Source organism: Paenibacillus sp. JCM 10914 (genome assembly GCF_001315105.1).
GTDB lineage: Bacteria > Bacillota > Bacilli > Paenibacillales > Paenibacillaceae > Paenibacillus_AQ.
The window spans coordinates 31,045-48,894 of the sequence record NZ_BAZR01000011.1; the positions used below are offsets into that span (position 1 = coordinate 31,045).

Consider the following 17,850-nt stretch of genomic DNA (forward strand, 5'->3'; position numbering starts at 1 on the left):
TACAGTTATCACTGATATATGCTTACAGAACCTTGTTTACAAACTGCTATGGATGATACAGCGTTTATTACATACACGCTCGTTATTGAACACGTGTTAATGAGGTGGAGCCCGATTGAGAAAGTCTGAAATTAACAGCACGGAGATCGCCAGGATGGCCGGCGTTTCTCGCAGCACAGTAAGCAGGGTCATCAACAACTACCCGAATGTTCCCCAGGCTACGCGGGAGAAGGTCATGCAGGTGATCGAGCAGTATAACTATGCACCGAACTTCTCTGCCCGTATTATGTCGGGGAAGCGAACGTCGACAATCGGTTTGTTTATGGTTTCGCGTGAGGAAGTGTTTAACGATTCGCTTACTAACGCACTCATTACCCGCGTAATTGAGAGCGCATCCAAGAGAGGGTATTACGTGTTAACCTACATTATCCGCAATACGAAAGACGACGACATTATGCGAAATGTGAAGAATACGTTCTACCAGCAGCGGATCGACGGCGGTATCTTTATCGGTGCAGCGAATCACGAGCCTTTCATCGAGGAGCTGATTGCGGACGGCTTTGTGGTTGGTGTGGTCGATCAGCATTTGGAGGGGCGCAGGGAGCCTAACCGGGTGATCAGCAATTTCAACAACATGGAGGGTATGCGGCAAGGCGTAGACTATCTCTACAGTCTGGGGCACCGCCAGATCGCGCATATTGCCGGAGACCCGCTGCGCTGGTCCGGTCCAGAGAAGCTGGAAGGCTTTAGGCAGGCAATGGAGGCCCATGGCCTGCAAGTCCGTTCGGATTGGATCATTCCGTCGAACTTCTCGGAGCGAAGCGGCTATCAATCTGTACAGCATTGGCTTAATACGACCAAGGATTTACCCACGGCCATTTTTGCCTGCAATGACAGTGTGGCTTTCGGAGCGCTGCGCGCATTGCATGAGGCAGACATCCGCGTGCCCGGCGATATTTCGTTGATGGGCTTTGACGATCATTTGTTAAGTGCACGGATTCATCCTGCGCTGACCTCCATTCACGTGAATTTCTCCGACATGATGGATACGTTGACCGACAGATTGATTGAAACCATCGAGATCAGTTCAGCGGATTTCAAACGCTATGTGGGAACAACCGCACTTGTGATCCGAGATTCCTGTCAGCCGTTGCTGTGATGCAATGCTGTTATGATCGTGTATTTGCCGGAAAACCATCGATTCCTATTTGATCCAGGAGGCCGCTTACAGAGGTAAGCTGCTTTCTGATTCAAAATAAACACGTGTTCACAAAAAGGAGGGCAGCGTAATTCGCAACCAATAGAGATATAGGGAGACGAGAAACTTATCCTAAATGAAAAGAGGGATTGGCCAATGAAGAACAGGGGATGGGTCTTGCTGTTGACCGTCTTATGCTTCAGTCTCGTTTTTACTGCTTGCACAGGTGCTTCTGAAGAGCAGAATGCAGGCGGGAATCCATCGAATGGAGGTAAATTAACGTATTGGTACCCATGGGGCGGCGATTCGGAGAAATGGGATCAGTGGCGGATGGACGAATTCACGAAAGAATATCCGGACATCGAGTTTAACGCCACATATGTTCCGCCGGATGGCGGTATCTCGAACGGTAAGCTGCTGGCCGCCATTTCCGGGGGCAATCCGCCGGATGTGGTCATAACGAATGAATATGCAAGCGCATACGCGCTGGCTGCCCAAGGGGCATTGATGTCGATCGATGACCTGCTTGCTACTACTGATTTTAAAGAGGATGAAATTCTGGATGCCTATCGCGATCTGATGAAGGTGGATGGCACGACGTATCTGTTCCCCCAGGATTCCAACGTGAATCTGCTGTACTACAACGTGGAGCTGTTCAAGGAAGCGGGTCTTGATCCCGATCATCCACCACAAACAATTGCGGAACTGGATGCTGCGGCCGAGCAATTAACCAAGCTGAACGGTGATAAAATCGATCGGCTGGGCTTTATTCCTTGGCTGGATGCTGGGGACGAGTCATACATGTGGGGTTATATTTTCGGTGCAGATTATTATGATACCGCTTCCAAACAGGTTAAGCTGGACGACCCGCACCTGGTGGAGATGTACAACTGGTTGAATACGTATGCGAAGAAATACAATCCCGAGAAAATCAAATCGTTCTCTTCCGGTTTTGGCGGGGCCTTCTCCCCGGATCACCCGTTCTTCTCGGGCAAGGTTGCGATGACCATCAACGGCAACTGGTTCAGCAACGCGTTGAAACAATACGCTCCGAATGTGAATTATCGAGTTGCTGCTATTCCGGCACCGGAGGGAGGGCGGAAGAATTCGTCCAACTTCGGCACGAATATCTTTATGATTCCCAAAGGCGCGAAGAATCCCGAAGCGGCTATGAAATTCATTCTGTTCGGGGTGAAACCGGAAATCATGGCCGACAACATCAACCAGTGGCGTTCGCTCTCGATCTACAAAGAGCCGAATGACGCGATCAAGTGGGATAAAGAGGGCGATGAAATATATAAAATCGTGCGTGAAATCGCAAGCTCCCCGGACTCCGGTCATCCGGCGCTGACCGCGGTTGCCAAGGAGATGTCCAATGAGCTTACGCTGCTGCGTGACAGTGTGATTTACAACGACAACGATCCGCAGCCATTGCTCCAGGCTGCCCAGAAGAAGCTGCAGGAAGAAGTGGATAAGAAGAAGTAAGGCGGCTTGATCCGGTCGTTATGAAGTCGTAGGCACATGTCAGCCGGACATTCCGGTTAGAAGAAGTGTGAGGTGGTTCCGATCGGCACCAAATACAAAGGACAGTCTCTTGAAACCTATGTCATCTATATCATTCTGATCTTGGTTGCGCTTGCTTATATCATCCCATTTCTGTGGCTGATATCCGGGTCGCTGAAGAGCAATACGGAGCTCTTCGCGGACCCGCCGGTTTGGATCCCGTCCGAGCCGGTATGGTCCAACTATGCAACTGCCTTTCAGCAATTCCCGTTCTGGCTGTACTTCAAGAACACGCTCTACATCTGCGCGATGGCGATCCTTGGCGGAGTATTAGCCAATACGCTGGTTGCCTACGGCTTCTCCCGCATTGAATGGAAGGGCCGCGATGCGCTGTTCATCGTGGTGCTTATGACGATGATGCTGCCGTTCCAGGTGACGATGATCCCGCTGTTTGTACTGTTCCAGAAGTTTGGCTGGATCGGGACGTTCAAGCCGCTGGTGGTTCCTGCCTTCCTCGGTAACGCGTACTTTATCTTTTTGCTGCGGCAATTCTTTATGGGCATTCCGAAGGAGCTGTCCCAATCAGCGAAGGTGGACGGTGCATCGGAATTCCGGATCTACTGGCAGTTAACGCTGCCGTTATCGCTGCCCGTCATTATCACGGTGGCGATCTTCGCCTTCACGGGAGCTTGGGGAGACTTTATTGGTCCGCTGGTTTTCCTGAGCGATAACAAGCTGTATACGCTATCGCTCGGTATCCAGCAGATTATGTCCGTCAACGATCCGCGCTGGACGCTGCTGATGGCTGTAGGCGTGAGCATGACCCTGCCGGTCTTGGTGATCTTTTTCCTGCTGCAAAAATATTTCATCCAGGGAATTACCTTCTCGGGAATTAAAGGGTAGAGGGGAGATGGGGACATCATGTCTTCCAAGACAGACCGTAAAAATCTGAGGAATGGGCTGCTGTTCATTTCTCCTTGGATCATCGGGTTCCTGTTGTTTACGGCCTATCCGCTATTCAGTTCGCTATATTACTCGCTGACCGATTACAACATCATCAATGAGCCGGTGTGGGTGGGCCTGGACAATTACGTCAAGCTGTTTACGGGGGACTCCTTGTTCTACAAGGTGCTGTACAACACGCTGTTTATGATCGTGGTCGGCATCTCGGTGACGACGGTCGGGTCGGTATTTATCGCGATTCTGCTGAATAACCGGCGCATTCGGGGGTTGGCTTTCTTCCGGGTGGTGTTCTTTCTGCCGACACTGGTTCCACTTGTCGTACTGTCGATTCTCTGGATCTGGGTGCTGCAGCCGGACAACGGCGTGCTCAACACGATTCTCGGATTCTTCGGGATCGAGGGACCCGGCTGGTTCTCCAGCCCGTTCTGGGCCAAACCGGCGTTTGTGCTGATGGCACTCTGGGGCTCAGGGCAGATGATCATTATTTACCTGGCCGGACTCCAGGGCATCTCTGATTCCCTCTATGAAGCGGCTTCGATTGACGGAGCCGGCACATGGAGACAGGTGCTCAATATTACGATTCCGATGCTGAAGCCGGCGATCGTATTCAATGTTATTACGGGCATGATCGGGACGCTGCAGTCTTTTGCGGAATCCTTCATCATTACGAACGGTGGTCCAGACGGCTCCACGATGTTCTATTCCTTGTACCTGTATCAAAATGCCTTCCAGTATGCCAAGATGGGCTACGCCTCGGCCATGGCCTGGATCCTGCTCGTCATTGCGCTGCTGATCACTTTAGTTTTATTCAAATTATCCAACGGGTTTAAAGCGGAGGAGTGATGAAACCTGCCCCGCATTTATATACCAAGCCATCAAACTTTATCTTAGAAGGAGATCTGGAGAATATGGAGCATAGTATGCTGGGAACCAAAGTCATTACACAAATCGGAATTATCGTGAATGACATCGAGAAGGTGGGCGAGAGTTATGCCAAATTTTTCGGCATCGAGCCTCCGACATGGTTTTGGACCGATACCCGGGAAATCGCGCAGACCGAATATAATGGAGGTCCGTCGGAAGCCCGCGCGAAGCTGGCCTTCATCGACTGCGGCCAACTGCAGGTGGAGTTGATCGAGCCGGATGAGTTCCCGTCGACGTGGCGCGAATTTCTGGATACGCATGGTGAGGGGGTTCACCACGTTGCGTTTGTTATTGAGGGAATGAAGGAGAAGCTTGAAATCCTGAATGGCCATGGTATGCCCCTTATTCAGAAAGGGGAATATACAGGCGGTCGATACGCTTACGTGGATACGTCCAGCGAATTGAAGGTGCTGATCGAGCTGCTGGAGAACGATAAGTAATCTCGGGGGAGTGATGCAGCGTCATCTAAATCTAGTTATCTGCGATGAAGGAGAGAAGCCACATGAATCATATGGAGAACAACCACTTGCTCAAAATGGGAATTATCGTTAATGATATAGAAGTGGCAGCGCGGCACTATTGCGATATATTCGGCATGGAGATGCCGCATATATCCATACCCGATCCGGATGCTGCACCGGAGTCAACCGAGGATTCGTATACTTGGCAGCGGGGGGAGCTTCGCCCGACCCGAACGAAGATGTGTGTCCTGAAGATGGGACCGATGGTGCTGGAATTGCTGGAGCCGTATGATGAGCCGAGTCCATGGAATGAATACAAGCAATCCCGCGGGGAGGGCGTGCATTTTGTGATGTTCACCGTAAACGGTTTCAATCAGCATATCGATTTCCTTGAAGGAAAAGGGTACCCGCTGAATCATAAGGGCGAGTACGGGGCAGGGCGTTACTGCTATTTTGATTCCGAAGATAAACTCGGCGTGACGCTGGGACTGCAGGAGCTTGGTCCGAAACAGGACTGAATGAATTGGCAGTTGGCTGCACTCTTTAATATGAACAAGAAAGGTGGTGTCGTCCTAATGAATATAGTCATTACCGGCGCGAATAAGGGGCTGGGGCTTGAATTAACGAGAGAGGCCTTGAGGCAGGGCCATCAGGTGGCAGCAGGAGTGCGCAGCGTGGAGGGAGACCATCCTGAGCTTCGCGCACTGCAATCCGATCATCCTCATGCATTACATATCGTAGCGCTTGATGTTGATCAGGAAGCTGCGGTAGCCAAGTCGGCAGAGGTTATAAGCGAGCTATGGGGACAAATAGATGCGATCATCAATAATGCGGGGATTTTGCTAGGGCGCGATCAATCCATTGAAGAAGTCAGCTTCGAGGATGTTGAGCGGAGCATGATCACGAATCTGTACGGTCCGATGAAGGTGATCAAGCACCTGCTCCCGCAGCTTCGTAGAAGCTCAGAGCCTGCGATTATCAACGTGTCATCGGAGGCAGGCTGTTTCACCGGGGCTTATGGTGGCGACTATGCCTATGCGATATCCAAAAGCGGGCTAAATTTCTTCACCGCCCAGCTTCGCAAGCTCCTTGCGTCTGAAGGCTTCGCCGTCTATGCCGTTCATCCCGGCTGGATTCGTACGCCGATGGGCGGGGAGCAAGCCCCCGGCGATCCGGTCGAGTCTGCCAAGGGACTGCTCGATTTGGCGCAGCGGCGAATTATCCCGGAGAGGGATGCCTGGATGATCAACCATAAAGGCCAGCCGATGCCTATATAACAGCATGTCCTGGCGAGTGTAGATGAAGTAAACGGTGTAAGAAGGAGGAATGGAAGTTGTCTCAGCATATTTTGGCGGTTGTCGGTGACTATTATCATGATCGGGAACTTGCCCGGAGATCGCTGAATAAGATATTAGCCCCCTTTATTCAGGAGAAGAAGATCCATTTGTATTATGCGGATGTAACGGAATTAGCCGAACGACTGAAGCAGCGCCCCGATGCCGTGATTCTGTTCGCTGAGGATCGGCTTGATCCGCAGCATCAGCCCGAGAAACGCTGGATGACACCCGAGATCGAGCAGCAGATCGAATCCTATACGAGTGCAGGAGGGCTATGGCTGGCATGGCATTCAGGCTTGGCCTCCTATGCTGAGGATGGAGCGTATGTGACGATGCTGAGGGGATGCTTCGAGCATCATCCGGAGGTCCACCAAGAGGTGACATATTATCCGGTTCCCGGTACCCCGCTTGGAGAACTGGGACGTCATTTTTGTTTCTTGGATGAGCATTACTTCGTAAAGTGCAGAGAGGAGGAGACCGAAGTCTTTCTTCGTTCTGAATCGGTGAATGGCAAGTCCATCGCCGGCTGGTATCACGATTACGGCAATGGCAGCGTTATCTGTATTACGCCTGCTCATCTGGCGGAAGGGCTATTGAATGAGGAGTTTGTCCATCTGATGCGGCAGTTGTTCGCTACCGGATTACAATGGGCATAGCGGCATCTATCGGCGTGTATGGAGGCGAACAAAAATAGAGAGCACCCCCGATGTTCTCTTGGTTCAGGTTACGACAACCACAGACCACGAGAAGGAGCACTCCTTATAATGTATTCTATGACAGGGTCGATATTCCTTCCGATCAGAGCAGACATCATTTTTTTATATAACCTGGGGTATTCGCTCAGTGGAGGGATCCCCGGGTTTTTGGCCCGACATTCAATCTTGTAATTCGTGGCTTATCGTGATAGATTCATAGGAATCTATTGACATATAGGTCGGGGGTTTATCGATAATGACAGGCTTGGCACTTGCACTTGTCTTAGGCTCGGGTTTCCTTCATTCGGTGTGGAATTTGTACACCAAGAAGAGCATTAATAAGAACGTCTTTTTGTGGTTTACGCAGTTGATGGGTTTCCTGATATTTCTGCCGTGGACAATGATGGAGTGGGATAGCTCCAGGCTGTCCGGTCCGGGACTTTGGTTTCTGCTGGCTTCAGTGGTCTTGCACGGTCTGTATATCGTGTTGCTGGCGGCGGCTTACACAATCGGTGATCTGTCCCAGGTGTACCCAATTATGCGAGGAACGAGTCCGTTATTGGTTCCCCTACTTGCAGTAATTTTCCTTCATGAGCGGTTGTCTGCCGCCGGCTGGCTCGGAGTCATCGCGATTGTACTGGGGATTGTCTTCATGAGTGATATGAATTTTCGAAGATCCCGCCAAGCACCCGTCTCGTATAAAGCACCACTTATGGCCTTGGCAGTAGGGGGGTGCATAGCCAGTTACATCATTGTGGATAAGCTGGCTTTGAGTTATGTATCGCCTGTGGTATTGATTGAAGCCACGAATATCGGGAATATGCTGGCTCTTTCATGGCTCGTCCTGAAATCGGGTGGGATTAGACTTGAGTTGAATTCCAACTGGAAATCCATCACTTTGGGCGGACTAATCGCACCTGGCGGATATTTATTGTTCTTGTTCGCCTCGTCGCTTGCACCTGTAGCGCAGCTTGCCCCGATGCGGGAAATCGGGACGGTGTTCGGAACGTTCATGGGCATTTTTATATTGCGGGAGAAACAAGGGGTAAGGCGGATCTTCATCTCACTTTTGATAACGCTGGGTGTGATCGTCTTGGGTTTATGGGGATAAGCGTTTTGGTGAAAATTCAGAATAAGACCCATTCCAGCACATGGAATGGGTCTTGTTTGCATGGTCTTGAAGTTAGGTCCAGCGCGCAGCCCACAGCTTCATTTCCTTGCAGATGACATGCAGATCCATGCCTTTGGGGGTCAAGGTATACTCGACGGTCACGGGGACGGTTGGGAATACTTCCCGTTCCAGCACGCCTTGCTCTTCCAGATGGCGAAGCGTTGTGGTCAACGCCCGTGGACTGACGTTGGGGATTTGCCGCTGTAACTCGCCGAACCGTTTCGTGCCCCCGAAGAGCTCACGGATGACGAGAAATGCCCATTTTCCGCCTAAGACGAGCAACGTTTTTTCGATATTGCATTCGATATGTTCGGGTGTTTTTGGAATATAGCTGCTTGTTTTATTCCCCATTTGAAAGGCTCCCTCCGGTATTCTATTAACTATACTCAAGTATATTAGCTATCCTAATTATAATATAGTGAAGAACATTTCACTTCTTCCCTAGGCATAGGAACTATTTTAGAATAACAGATGTGGAAGCCAAAGTATCTCTTACGAAGGAGGAATTGCAATGAAATATAGAAAATTAGGACGTACCGGCCTTAAAGTCAGTGAGATCAGCCTAGGAAGCTGGCTTACCTATGGGGGTTACGTTGAGCGTGAGAATGCGGTGAACGCAATTAAGACCGCATATGATCTTGGCATCAACTTCTTTGATACAGCGAACGTATATGAAAAGGGTGCGGCCGAGGTGCTGGTCGGTGAAACGCTGAAGGCCTATCCGCGCGAATCCTATGTCCTAGCTACGAAAGCGTTCTGGCCGATGGGCGACGGTCCGAATGATCGTGGATTGTCCCGTAAACACATTATGGAGCAAGCGCATGCCAGCTTGAAGCGTCTGGGTCATGATTACGTCGACATCTTCTACTGTCACCGTCATGATCCGGAAACGCCGCTTGACGAAACGCTGCGCGCAATTGATGATCTTGTTCGCCAAGGGAAAGTGCTATATGTCGGTGTAAGCGAATGGCAGGCTTCACAAATTGCTGAGGCGTTGACGGTAGCGGACCGTTATCTGCTCGACCGCATCGTGGTCAATCAGCCGATCTACAATATGTTCGAACGTTACATCGAGAAGGAAATTATGCCGCTTAGTGAGCGCTCCGGCATCGGTCAAGTCGTATTCTCACCGCTGGCACAAGGGCTGTTGACAGGTAAATATACCTCCGCTTCCGATATTCCGGCAGATAGCCGTGCTGCGAAGCTGGAGTGGATGCGTAAAGGGATTACCGAGGAGAAAATCGCGAAGGTTCATGAGCTTGAGAAGATAGCTGGAGAACTGGATGTCTCTGTAGGGAATCTGGCGCTTGCTTGGATCCTGCGTAAACCGAACGTTGCCAGTGCACTTGTCGGTGCAAGCCGTCCAGAGCAGGTAACCGAGAATGCGAAGGCATCCGGGATTGAGCTCAGTGAGGATGTTCAGACTCGCATAGAGGATATCTTGAAATAGAGAGTGATGGACCATCCCATTATCATGATTGAATGACCATTTATATAAATTAAGACAGTCCGGACGCGAAGTCCAGGCTGTTTTTATTTGTTCTACCCGTCGGCGCTGCGTCCAAGCCCATGGGATGATCGTCCATTTATTATGGCCAACGAAGAACTGTACGAACTTGAACTTGGAGGGTAGAATTAGAGACTGGAGTTTATACATCAAGATGATCGTGTTCTTGAATGGAATCAAGGGGGAACTGATGGGAAAGATCATAAAGAAAATGGTCATAGTGACTGTAGGCATTCTATTGAGTTTACTAATCGTCATCATGACGATTAGCTTCATCAATCACAGAATTCAGCTTAGTCAGGAATCTGCACTGCTGCAGCCGGTCGGGACTATCGTGAATGTCAACGATCATTTAATGCATGTTTACGCCGAGGGTCATAACCAAAGTCCCGTGACACTCGTATTTATGTCAGGTGGAGGTACTTCCTCACCGGTCCTGGACTTTAAAGGGCTGTACTCTCAATTGTCGGATCAATATCGTATTGCAGTCGTAGAAAAAGCAGGCTATGGCAATAGTGAGACGGCCTCTGTGCCCCGTGATATCGATACGATTCTGGAAGAGACAAGGTCGGCTCTATCTTTAGCAGGTGAACAAGGGCCGTATATTCTGTTTCCGCATTCCATGTCGGGGATCGAGGCACTCCACTGGGCACAACAGTATCCGCATGAGGTGAAATCAATTATTGGACTTGACCCTGCCGTACCTGAAGCATATAAGGAGTATCCGCTTCCTTCCAATATGGTTATGAAATTAACGAGTTTTGCTGCCCGTATCGGGATAACGCGTTGGGTGCCAGCGATTGCGGATGCTTCTGCTGCCATTACTGAAGATCACCTGACCGATGATGAGAAGGATATCTACCGGGCCATGTTCTATAAGAATACGCAAACCTCCAACATGATCGAAGAGGTCCGCAAAATATCGAGCAATGCAGCAGTCGTATCCGAAGCGGGTATACCCGATGTACCCATGTATTTCTTTATATCGAACGGAGAGGAACTGCCTCTGAATGATTGGCCAAATATGTTAATCAGCTACGTCGAGGATTCCCCGGATGGGAAGTATATGCTTCTAGACAGTGGTCATTACATTCATAACTATGAAACTGAGACCATCGCGAACGAGAGTAAGATATTTATTAAGAGCATTTTGGAACAATAAATATCTGTGATAATAAGTCATTGTAATAAAGAAGAGGGTGTCGCAAAAGATCTTAGATCTAGCGAGATGCCCTTTTGCTGCTGGGAGACGCTCCACGTACGAATCGTTCCTCCCCTCGCTGTTTCTCTCCCATTTCTTGGAATGGTTCTAGGCAAGGATGAAATGTGAGAGCAAAGCATATGCTTCCGAAGTAGCTTTCCTGTGGAAAGCTTTTAGGCGACCGCTCTCGCTTGTCCGGAATCGATTCGCCCTCTCCGCTACGCCGTGCAGATGCCCTACTTATAAGACGCAAAGAAACGGTTCTTAGGCAAAATGGAGGTACCAATTAGATCAAATACACAAAATGACAGCGCAGGGATAGCATCCCGGCGCTGTCATTTATCAATAAAGCACTTTCTTCCACATCTAACTGTCTTAACCGAGACGATATGTAGCAAATGGCTTGCTATGAACGAAATTCACGCTGATTTCATCCAAGCTGGCATTCAGATCCTCGCCCATCTCAATCTCGAGGCTCTTCAAGTTATCGTCCAGCTGTTCCGTCTTCGTAGCGCCAACAATGACGGTGGAGACGGTGGGGCGGTTCATCAGCCAGGCAAGGGATAGTGAGCTTGGAGAATGTCCGTGCTCAGCGGCTAATTGACTGACTTGTTCGCCCAGCTTGATATTGTGGTCTTCGAGGAATCGTTGGAAGTTCGGATCCGTTTCCGCTCGTGAACCGGTAGGTACGCGGCTTCCTTGGTTGTATTTGCCTGTAAGGATACCTCCTGCGAGCGGGAAGTAGGGAATGATGCCAACACCTTGATCCAGACAGAGGGGTACGAGTTCTTGTTCTGGCGTGCGGTCTGCCAGTGAATAGCTGGTTTGTGTCGATACATACCGGACATATCCTTTCAGCTCGCTTATTCCAATCGCCTTCATAATTTCCCAGGCTGCATAGTTAGAGGCGCCAATATATCTGACTTTTCCGGATGACACCATATCATTCAGGGTGCGCAAGGTTTCCTCGAGAGGGGTCTCCGGATCAAAGGCATGAATTTGATACAGGTCCACATAGTCGGTCTTGAGTCGCTTCAAGCTGCCCTCCAGCTCTTGCTGCAGATGATAGCGGGAGGATCCCCGTTCGTTCGGTCCTTGACCTTTCGGCAGGCCGGCTTTCGTGGCCAGTACAACGTCTTGGCGTTTGCCTGCCAATGCCTGACCGATGATTCGCTCCGATTCGGTATTGGCATAGATGTTGGCGGTATCAATGAAATTGATGCCATGCTCCAGGGCATGGTCGATGATGCGTGTCGATGTCTCTTGATCGGCTCTTTTGCCAAAAGCATTCGTCCCTAGTCCGAGCTCCGAGACTTTAAGTCCGCTGTTACCTAAGCGGCGATAGTTCATAATGGCTCACTCCTTATAAGTAGGATCAGCTTCTAATATTATTTAAACATGCTTGGGAATTCCACACAAACAACGTCTAAAAAAGTAGAGCATCTGCACGGCGTAGCGGAGGGGACGAATCGATTACGGACAAGCGAGTGGTCGCCTTTGCTCTCACATTTCATCCTTTCCCAGAATCATTTCAAGAAATGCGAGAGCAACAGCGATGGGAGGAACGATTCGTACACGAAGCGTCTCCCAGTATTTCGCAAGATCCAAGGTCTTTTGAGACACCCTCTACTTTATTGGCTCTCATGCGCTAGGTAGAATCCTTGCGACAAGAGAAATATTACGTTACGATAGTTACGTTCAAATAGGAAGGGGAAATCACAACATGAATGAAGCATTATTGAATCAATTGGATTTTGCAAGAGCATCAACGGTTCGTACTATTCAAGATCTAACCGAGCAAGCAGCGGATATCATACCTGATGGGTTCATGAACAATATCCGTTGGAATCTGGGGCATATCTACACGGTACATGAGCAGTTCGCTTTTGCTACTGCTGGCGAGCTTGTCAAGTTGCCAGAAGGGTTCGAAGCATGGTTTGCAACAGGTACGAAGCCAGCTGATTGGACATCGGAGCCGCCTGCACTATCCGAACTGATTGAACTACTGCAAGAACAGGCCGCGCGCATTCGTGAAACCTTCTCGAATCGATTGGATCAGGCTTCGGCTCATCCGATGACGATCGGACCATTGACACTTCAAACCGTGGGAGAGTTTCTCGCGTTCAGCATGTATCATGAAGGCATGCATACCCAATCCATCAAATCATATAAGAAATTAATTCGATAATTAACACAAAACGATAGAGTAGTACCCGTAACGGTACGCTCTATCGTTTTGTGGTTTGTGGCTATGCCGATCGATCCTTATAATGGAGCTGTAGGATTGGATATAGGAATGGAGGAACTAACGATTATGGCCATGGAAATCGAACGAAAATACCTTCTGGACGAATACCCCGAAGCCTTGATTAATGATGGGATCATTATGATCGAGAAGGAGCAGTTCATCGAGCAGACGTATCTGGCACTCGACGGGGATCAGGAGCTCCGGGTTCGTAAAATAACGGATTCGGGTTCAGGAGAACTTACATTTACTCATACCTTCAAGCAGGGCTGGGGGATTGCCAGAGAAGAGGTGGAGATTAGCATTTCTGAAGGGCTTTACGATCAGGTGATCAAGGCACATGGTGCCATACCGTTGACCAAGAGAAGGGTAACGGCCAACTGGAACGACGTCATAATCGAAATTGATGATTACGCGCAGGTCCAGATGCTTGTGCTTGAAGTAGAGTTTCCTTCGATAGAAGCGGCAGATCGTTTTGTGCCGCCAGCCTGGTTCGGACAAGATATCAGTACGGAGAAACAATACAGCAACAAAAAGATATGGCATGATCTCCAAGAAGCTAAGCAAGCCTGATCGGCGTATGAACCAAGGACAGTAGGAGTTTACGATGGGGCTTGGTATATGACCCGGTGGTGTCTAACTCCTGGTCCCTTAAGCGGATACATCGCACGCTTGTAAAATGACATAACACTCGGGTTCCGCAGCATCTTTGAATAGGTTAAAGATGGATTGACATTGATTCCTTCCGCTCTTGTGGTAAATGACCACGTCCGGTTACGTTTCTCGTCTGATCCATCTAATTGATAATCGATCGATACCGTGTAGCAATGATCATATTGTAATATTTCCTTTGGGTACAAAAACAAGGTGTCCCGGGAAACCTCCGCAAAAAACGGAACGCCAGATCCGTTCTTATCTGTCATTTTGGCTTGGTGCCATTGGATCGAACCGGTCGCGGTAGCCGATATAATATAGCCGGACTGGGCTGCATTAAACTGGAGCAGTGGATTGGGATTCTCGAAGCCATAGAATCCGATCCCGACATTCTTCATGCCATCGTAAGGGTAGAGCGCAAGGCCGCCATCAATTGCTGAAGTGCCGCTGCCGGCAAGATTCACAACGGCTGTCCCATTAACAAGTGCGATGCCGATCTCCTGATAACGCGGGCTGAGAATGAGCTGTCGGTGGTAAGCCGTATCCAACCAGCCGTTCATGGCATCCATGCTATTCTTCTGTCGGAAATGCATGACTTCACCATAGCCATAACCATAAGGAGAAGGTGATACGTAACCTGCGGCAGCCAGCCGTTCTTTAACGGTAGTGCCACGAAAGCCCGGCAGGCCGGCCTGCTCGTGATGGGCACCCAGATTCGGCGCAATATGGTTGTTATTGAAATAGTGGGCATGTAGCTCGGCCGCTTTGGTTATTTGCGCATTCATAGAAACGGCAGGGAGCCCGGCTTTGATACGAATTGTATTCAGATAAACGAGTGCATCGAGTTGATCCTGTGTATAGGAGGGAAGTTCAAACCTTTCGGAAGGGCTGGCGTACGCCGATTGGACTCCCCACTGGAGAAGAAAAGCGTAAAGAATGGCAGTAAGGAGACCCAAGAGCAGGATTCGGCAGACTCTCTGCATGGGATGCTTCGTAAGATATGCTGGTTTACAACGGGTATGATCAAGGTAATGCATGCATGAATTCTCTCCTCTCAGCCAATGGATCATCGAGAATGGATTCGATGAGGATTCAACATATTCCTGCTAGATACAAAAAGCCTGTACTCTGGATTAGTACCAGAGTACAGGCTTTTTGAGTTGAAGCAACTATAACACTGGAACGTTCGGTTCCTGCTGCTGCTGACAAAACGTTTAAGATTACTTATTCAAATTAGTGATGAAGTCCTCCGCGATAGGTCTTATAATACGTTTACGCGTGTCCAATCAGAAAGGAGAGCCTTATGAAAGTTTTATCCCCCCTGCTCAGTAAGCTGCGACTGTCTAGATTTCTGTCCTTCCCCTCATCTTTAAAGTCACGCCTCTATTTGTTGATGTTAATTAGTTCCACGATACCGATTATATTAATTGGCAGCTTGTCCATCTATTCGATATCTTCGATTCTGGATAACAAAATTGATAGAGGGCTGTTGAATCATCTGGGGCAGGTTAGAAGCAGCCTGGTGACCATGCTGAACAATTTGGATTACTCATCCCAGCAATTTACGATCAACGGCTTGATTGGCAGTGATCTGGCCAAGTGGCTGGAAATCGATGATCTGCACGAATCATTGACGCTGGGAAGCGAAATACAAAAAAATATCAATCTGTTGAATTTCACCAATCCAACGGTTGGACTCACCATGTATTACGATCGGAGCAAAGGCGAGGCCTTGATGTCCAATCAGCTTGTCAAGCCATTTCATCCCGAGGAACTATCGCTGTTGACGAGTATTGACGGAGCTAATTACTACGGCCCTCATTATTCCAACTACAAATATAGCGATACGAATATGGTCTTTTCGATCATTCGCCGGTTTGATATCGGATCAAGCTCGAACGAAACATCGAATATCGATATTTATGTGGAGACTAACTTCAAGCTGTTTGAGAGAATACTCAATTCTGCGCAATACGGGATGGAGGCTTTCCATGTTCTTATTGACAAGCAGGGTAAGATCGCCTATTCTCAAAATTCTGATCTGCTGCCTGCAGGCAGTGTGTACCCGAGCGAGGAGCTAAGCCAATATATTGCCTTTGAGGATGCCGATCAAAAGGATCTACGCTTGGTTGTCTTCGTGGATCGCGGAGATTACAGCAAAGAGTTTGTGAAATGGATCTGGTCCTTTCTGCTGGTTATTATCCTTTCAATAACCGTCAGCATCATTCTCGCAATTATCATCCGCAATTATGTATATCGGCCGCTGCTCAATATTAAGAATGGCATCAGCCTCGTATCGGTCAACAATTTCAGTAAACGACTCCAGCGCCATGGATTATTGGAATTTGATTACATTATTGATCAATTCAATAATATGAGCGTCAAGATCCAGGAATTGATCGAGCAACTGGAAATCGAAGAGAAGATGAAGAGGGAGACGGAGGTCGCGAAGCTGATGGCCCAGATTAACCCGCATTTTCTGTACAATACACTGAACACGGTGCAGTGGCTGGCGAGAATGAAAGGGCAGACGGAGATTGATCATTTTATCGCGAGCTTTACGAAGGTACTGAGCTACAACCTGGGCAAGGACGGCATTATGGTCACCCTGCGTCAGGAAATGGAAGCGCTTAAGGACTACATTACACTTCAGCAGGTACGGTACGATTACCAATACGATATTCAGCTGCACATTGAGGAGGAAGTGATGGAGACGCCCGTTCCGCGGTTCCTGCTGCAGCCCTTAGTCGAAAATTCACTCTATCACGGTCTTGGTGATGTAGGCGGGACGATTGAGGTTATCATTGAACGAACGGATCAGAACAAACTGAATATTCTAGTCCGCGACAACGGCGCCGGAATTGACCAGGAGAAAATTGATCAGTTGCTCTCAGGCAGTATCAACCGGTCAGGCCTTGGAATAGGGCTTAACTATGTTTATAAGACGGTTAAAATTCATTACGGCCCGGAGGGCGAGCTTGTAATTACTAGTCAAAAGGGAAAAGGAACGTCGATTCAAGTTATTTTACCGATGAAAGGTGAGGGGAACGGCCATGATTAGAGCCTGTGTTGTAGATGATGAGAAGTTGGTTCGCAAAGGGATCATTACGATTATGCCGTGGGAGAAGTTCTCAATCAAGGTGGTGGCGGAGGCATCCAATGGACTGCGGGCGCTGGAGGCGATGGCTGAGCAACCGATCGATCTGCTGTTTACGGATTTGACGATGCCGGAAATGGATGGCATCCAACTTATCCATGCAGTCAAGGAGAAGTATCCGAATATGCAGTTTGTCATTCTTACCTGCCATCCGGAGTTTGAATATGTGCAGGAAGCACTGCGGTTGGGAGCTATTGACTATATTTTGAAAACGCAGTTGGAGAACGATTTGATGGAGGATGTGCTCAGCCAGATTGCAGCTCGTTATCATGCGCGGTTATCAGTCTCACAGCTGCAAAAACCGGTGAAAGAGCTTGAGCAGATTACCCAGGGCAGGTATCCCAATGATATCGTTCAGGCGATCAAAAGGGCGATAGCCTACATGCAAGAGCAGGAAGAGATGGCTTTTACCCAAGAAATGATCGCGAAGGTCGCTAATATGAGCAGAGGTTACTTCAGCCAATGCTTTAAAGACATCGTAGGCACTAGCTTTCATAAATACGTTAAAGATCTGCGTGTGGCGCGAGCAAAGGAATTGCTGCTTGCAACGAACCGGCCTATTTATGTGGTCGCTCAGCAGACGGGATTTAAGGATGAGAAATACTTTAGTCGGCTGTTTTTGATGGAAGTGGGCATGCTTCCCTCTGATTTTCGTCATCAGGGAACGAACCATAGTTGAAAAATGTTGCTGATACTATGAATTTTGTCTTCTCCATCTTGTATGCGGTTACAAAAACAAGACACTTTCCCGGCAGAAGTCTAAGCCGGGATTTGCTGTGATGGGGCTATACTTAACGGGAGCAAGGAAACAACAATTTAACAATGGGGGGAAGT

The 17,850-nt window shown here is 48.9% G+C and carries 18 protein-coding genes; 15 read left to right on the forward strand and 3 right to left on the reverse strand.

Going from position 1 to position 17,850, the window contains the following annotated elements:
- Positions 1–115 precede the first annotated feature (115 nt).
- The 9 genes from JCM10914_RS14195 (at position 116) to JCM10914_RS14235 (ending at position 8,192) form a co-directional block, all read left to right on the forward strand.
- Positions 116–1,159 (forward strand): LacI family DNA-binding transcriptional regulator, encoded by a 1,044-nt coding sequence (locus tag JCM10914_RS14195; protein ID WP_052019799.1) that lies wholly within the window; start codon positions 116–118, stop codon positions 1,157–1,159.
- 195 nt (positions 1,160–1,354) lie between these two features.
- Complete coding sequence (locus JCM10914_RS14200) at positions 1,355–2,683, forward strand: ABC transporter substrate-binding protein (protein ID WP_023962020.1); 1,329 nt, start codon at positions 1,355–1,357, stop codon at positions 2,681–2,683.
- 72 nt (positions 2,684–2,755) lie between these two features.
- A complete protein-coding gene (locus tag JCM10914_RS14205) occupies positions 2,756–3,604 on the forward strand; it encodes a carbohydrate ABC transporter permease (protein ID WP_023962022.1) in 849 nt (282 codons plus the stop codon).
- An 18-nt stretch (positions 3,605–3,622) separates the two neighbouring features.
- Positions 3,623–4,507, forward strand: coding sequence for a carbohydrate ABC transporter permease (locus JCM10914_RS14210; RefSeq protein WP_023962025.1), 885 nt, complete (start codon positions 3,623–3,625; stop codon positions 4,505–4,507).
- Between the two features lie 65 nt (positions 4,508–4,572).
- The gene (locus JCM10914_RS14215) at positions 4,573–5,028 is read left to right on the forward strand and encodes a VOC family protein (protein ID WP_023962027.1); all 456 of its coding nucleotides are present in this window, start codon (positions 4,573–4,575) and stop codon (positions 5,026–5,028) included.
- A gap of 62 nt (positions 5,029–5,090) precedes the next feature.
- A complete protein-coding gene (locus tag JCM10914_RS14220) occupies positions 5,091–5,567 on the forward strand; it encodes a VOC family protein (protein ID WP_023962029.1) in 477 nt (158 codons plus the stop codon).
- Positions 5,568–5,624: 57 nt separating this feature from the next.
- The gene (locus tag JCM10914_RS14225) at positions 5,625–6,326 is read left to right on the forward strand and encodes an SDR family oxidoreductase (protein ID WP_023962031.1); all 702 of its coding nucleotides are present in this window, start codon (positions 5,625–5,627) and stop codon (positions 6,324–6,326) included.
- A 56-nt stretch (positions 6,327–6,382) separates the two neighbouring features.
- Positions 6,383–7,042, forward strand: coding sequence for a ThuA domain-containing protein (locus JCM10914_RS14230; protein ID WP_023962033.1), 660 nt, complete (start codon positions 6,383–6,385; stop codon positions 7,040–7,042).
- A 295-nt stretch (positions 7,043–7,337) separates the two neighbouring features.
- Positions 7,338–8,192 carry a DMT family transporter gene (locus JCM10914_RS14235; RefSeq protein ID WP_023962035.1) on the forward strand — a complete coding sequence of 285 codons (855 nt, stop codon included), beginning with the start codon at positions 7,338–7,340 and terminating at the stop codon, positions 8,190–8,192.
- Positions 8,193–8,264: 72 nt separating this feature from the next.
- On the opposite strand, the gene JCM10914_RS14240 is transcribed toward JCM10914_RS14235, so the two are convergent.
- The gene (locus JCM10914_RS14240) at positions 8,265–8,603 is read right to left on the reverse strand and encodes a helix-turn-helix domain-containing protein (protein ID WP_023962037.1); all 339 of its coding nucleotides are present in this window, start codon (positions 8,601–8,603) and stop codon (positions 8,265–8,267) included.
- A 160-nt stretch (positions 8,604–8,763) separates the two neighbouring features.
- On the opposite strand from JCM10914_RS14240, the gene JCM10914_RS14245 reads away from it, so the two are divergent.
- Both JCM10914_RS14245 and JCM10914_RS14250 read left to right on the forward strand, forming a co-directional pair.
- Complete coding sequence (locus tag JCM10914_RS14245) at positions 8,764–9,702, forward strand: aldo/keto reductase family protein (protein WP_023962039.1); 939 nt, start codon at positions 8,764–8,766, stop codon at positions 9,700–9,702.
- A gap of 247 nt (positions 9,703–9,949) precedes the next feature.
- Positions 9,950–10,921, forward strand: a complete 972-nt coding sequence (locus tag JCM10914_RS14250) for an alpha/beta fold hydrolase (protein ID WP_052019809.1) — start codon at positions 9,950–9,952, stop codon at positions 10,919–10,921.
- Positions 10,922–11,335: 414 nt separating this feature from the next.
- Here the strand turns inward: JCM10914_RS14250 and JCM10914_RS14255 are convergent, their stop codons facing one another.
- On the reverse strand, positions 11,336–12,310 hold the full coding sequence (locus JCM10914_RS14255; RefSeq protein WP_023962043.1) for an aldo/keto reductase: 975 nt from the start codon (positions 12,308–12,310) through the stop codon (positions 11,336–11,338).
- Between the two features lie 373 nt (positions 12,311–12,683).
- Between JCM10914_RS14255 and JCM10914_RS14260 the strand changes: the two genes are divergently transcribed.
- Together JCM10914_RS14260 and JCM10914_RS14265 are read left to right on the forward strand one after the other, a co-directional pair.
- Positions 12,684–13,148 carry a DinB family protein gene (locus JCM10914_RS14260; RefSeq protein WP_023962045.1) on the forward strand — a complete coding sequence of 155 codons (465 nt, stop codon included), beginning with the start codon at positions 12,684–12,686 and terminating at the stop codon, positions 13,146–13,148.
- Positions 13,149–13,274: 126 nt separating this feature from the next.
- Complete coding sequence (locus JCM10914_RS14265; protein WP_036718324.1) at positions 13,275–13,778, forward strand: CYTH domain-containing protein; 504 nt, start codon at positions 13,275–13,277, stop codon at positions 13,776–13,778.
- 29 nt (positions 13,779–13,807) lie between these two features.
- On the opposite strand, the gene JCM10914_RS14270 is transcribed toward JCM10914_RS14265, so the two are convergent.
- Complete coding sequence (locus JCM10914_RS14270) at positions 13,808–14,896, reverse strand: CAP domain-containing protein (protein ID WP_023962049.1); 1,089 nt, start codon at positions 14,894–14,896, stop codon at positions 13,808–13,810.
- A gap of 266 nt (positions 14,897–15,162) precedes the next feature.
- Here JCM10914_RS14270 and JCM10914_RS14275 point away from each other — a divergent pair, with 266 nt between their 5' ends.
- A complete protein-coding gene (locus tag JCM10914_RS14275) occupies positions 15,163–16,920 on the forward strand; it encodes a sensor histidine kinase (protein ID WP_036718281.1) in 1,758 nt (585 codons plus the stop codon).
- A complete protein-coding gene (locus tag JCM10914_RS14280) occupies positions 16,913–17,695 on the forward strand; it encodes a response regulator (RefSeq protein WP_023962053.1) in 783 nt (260 codons plus the stop codon). The genes JCM10914_RS14275 and JCM10914_RS14280 overlap by 8 nt, the downstream gene beginning before the upstream one ends.
- Positions 17,696–17,850 lie beyond the last annotated feature (155 nt).

Bases quoted from the DNA above. Each gene is read 5' to 3' on its own strand.
- JCM10914_RS14260 (WP_023962045.1), top strand. From the start codon at position 12,684: ATGAATGAAGCATTATTGAATCAATTGGATTTTGCAAGAGCATCAACG.
- JCM10914_RS14275 (WP_036718281.1), top strand. From the start codon at position 15,163: ATGAAAGTTTTATCCCCCCTGCTCAGTAAGCTGCGACTGTCTAGATTT.
- JCM10914_RS14210 (WP_023962025.1), top strand. From the start codon at position 3,623: ATGTCTTCCAAGACAGACCGTAAAAATCTGAGGAATGGGCTGCTGTTC.
- JCM10914_RS14235 (WP_023962035.1), top strand. From the start codon at position 7,338: ATGACAGGCTTGGCACTTGCACTTGTCTTAGGCTCGGGTTTCCTTCAT.
- JCM10914_RS14280 (WP_023962053.1), top strand. From the start codon at position 16,913: ATGATTAGAGCCTGTGTTGTAGATGATGAGAAGTTGGTTCGCAAAGGG.
- JCM10914_RS14220 (WP_023962029.1), top strand. From the start codon at position 5,091: ATGAATCATATGGAGAACAACCACTTGCTCAAAATGGGAATTATCGTT.
- JCM10914_RS14270 (WP_023962049.1), bottom strand. From the start codon at position 14,896: ATGCATTACCTTGATCATACCCGTTGTAAACCAGCATATCTTACGAAG.
- JCM10914_RS14255 (WP_023962043.1), bottom strand. From the start codon at position 12,310: ATGAACTATCGCCGCTTAGGTAACAGCGGACTTAAAGTCTCGGAGCTC.
- JCM10914_RS14250 (WP_052019809.1), top strand. From the start codon at position 9,950: ATGGGAAAGATCATAAAGAAAATGGTCATAGTGACTGTAGGCATTCTA.
- JCM10914_RS14245 (WP_023962039.1), top strand. From the start codon at position 8,764: ATGAAATATAGAAAATTAGGACGTACCGGCCTTAAAGTCAGTGAGATC.
- JCM10914_RS14265 (WP_036718324.1), top strand. From the start codon at position 13,275: ATGGCCATGGAAATCGAACGAAAATACCTTCTGGACGAATACCCCGAA.
- JCM10914_RS14200 (WP_023962020.1), top strand. From the start codon at position 1,355: ATGAAGAACAGGGGATGGGTCTTGCTGTTGACCGTCTTATGCTTCAGT.
- JCM10914_RS14240 (WP_023962037.1), bottom strand. From the start codon at position 8,603: ATGGGGAATAAAACAAGCAGCTATATTCCAAAAACACCCGAACATATC.
- JCM10914_RS14215 (WP_023962027.1), top strand. From the start codon at position 4,573: ATGGAGCATAGTATGCTGGGAACCAAAGTCATTACACAAATCGGAATT.
- JCM10914_RS14225 (WP_023962031.1), top strand. From the start codon at position 5,625: ATGAATATAGTCATTACCGGCGCGAATAAGGGGCTGGGGCTTGAATTA.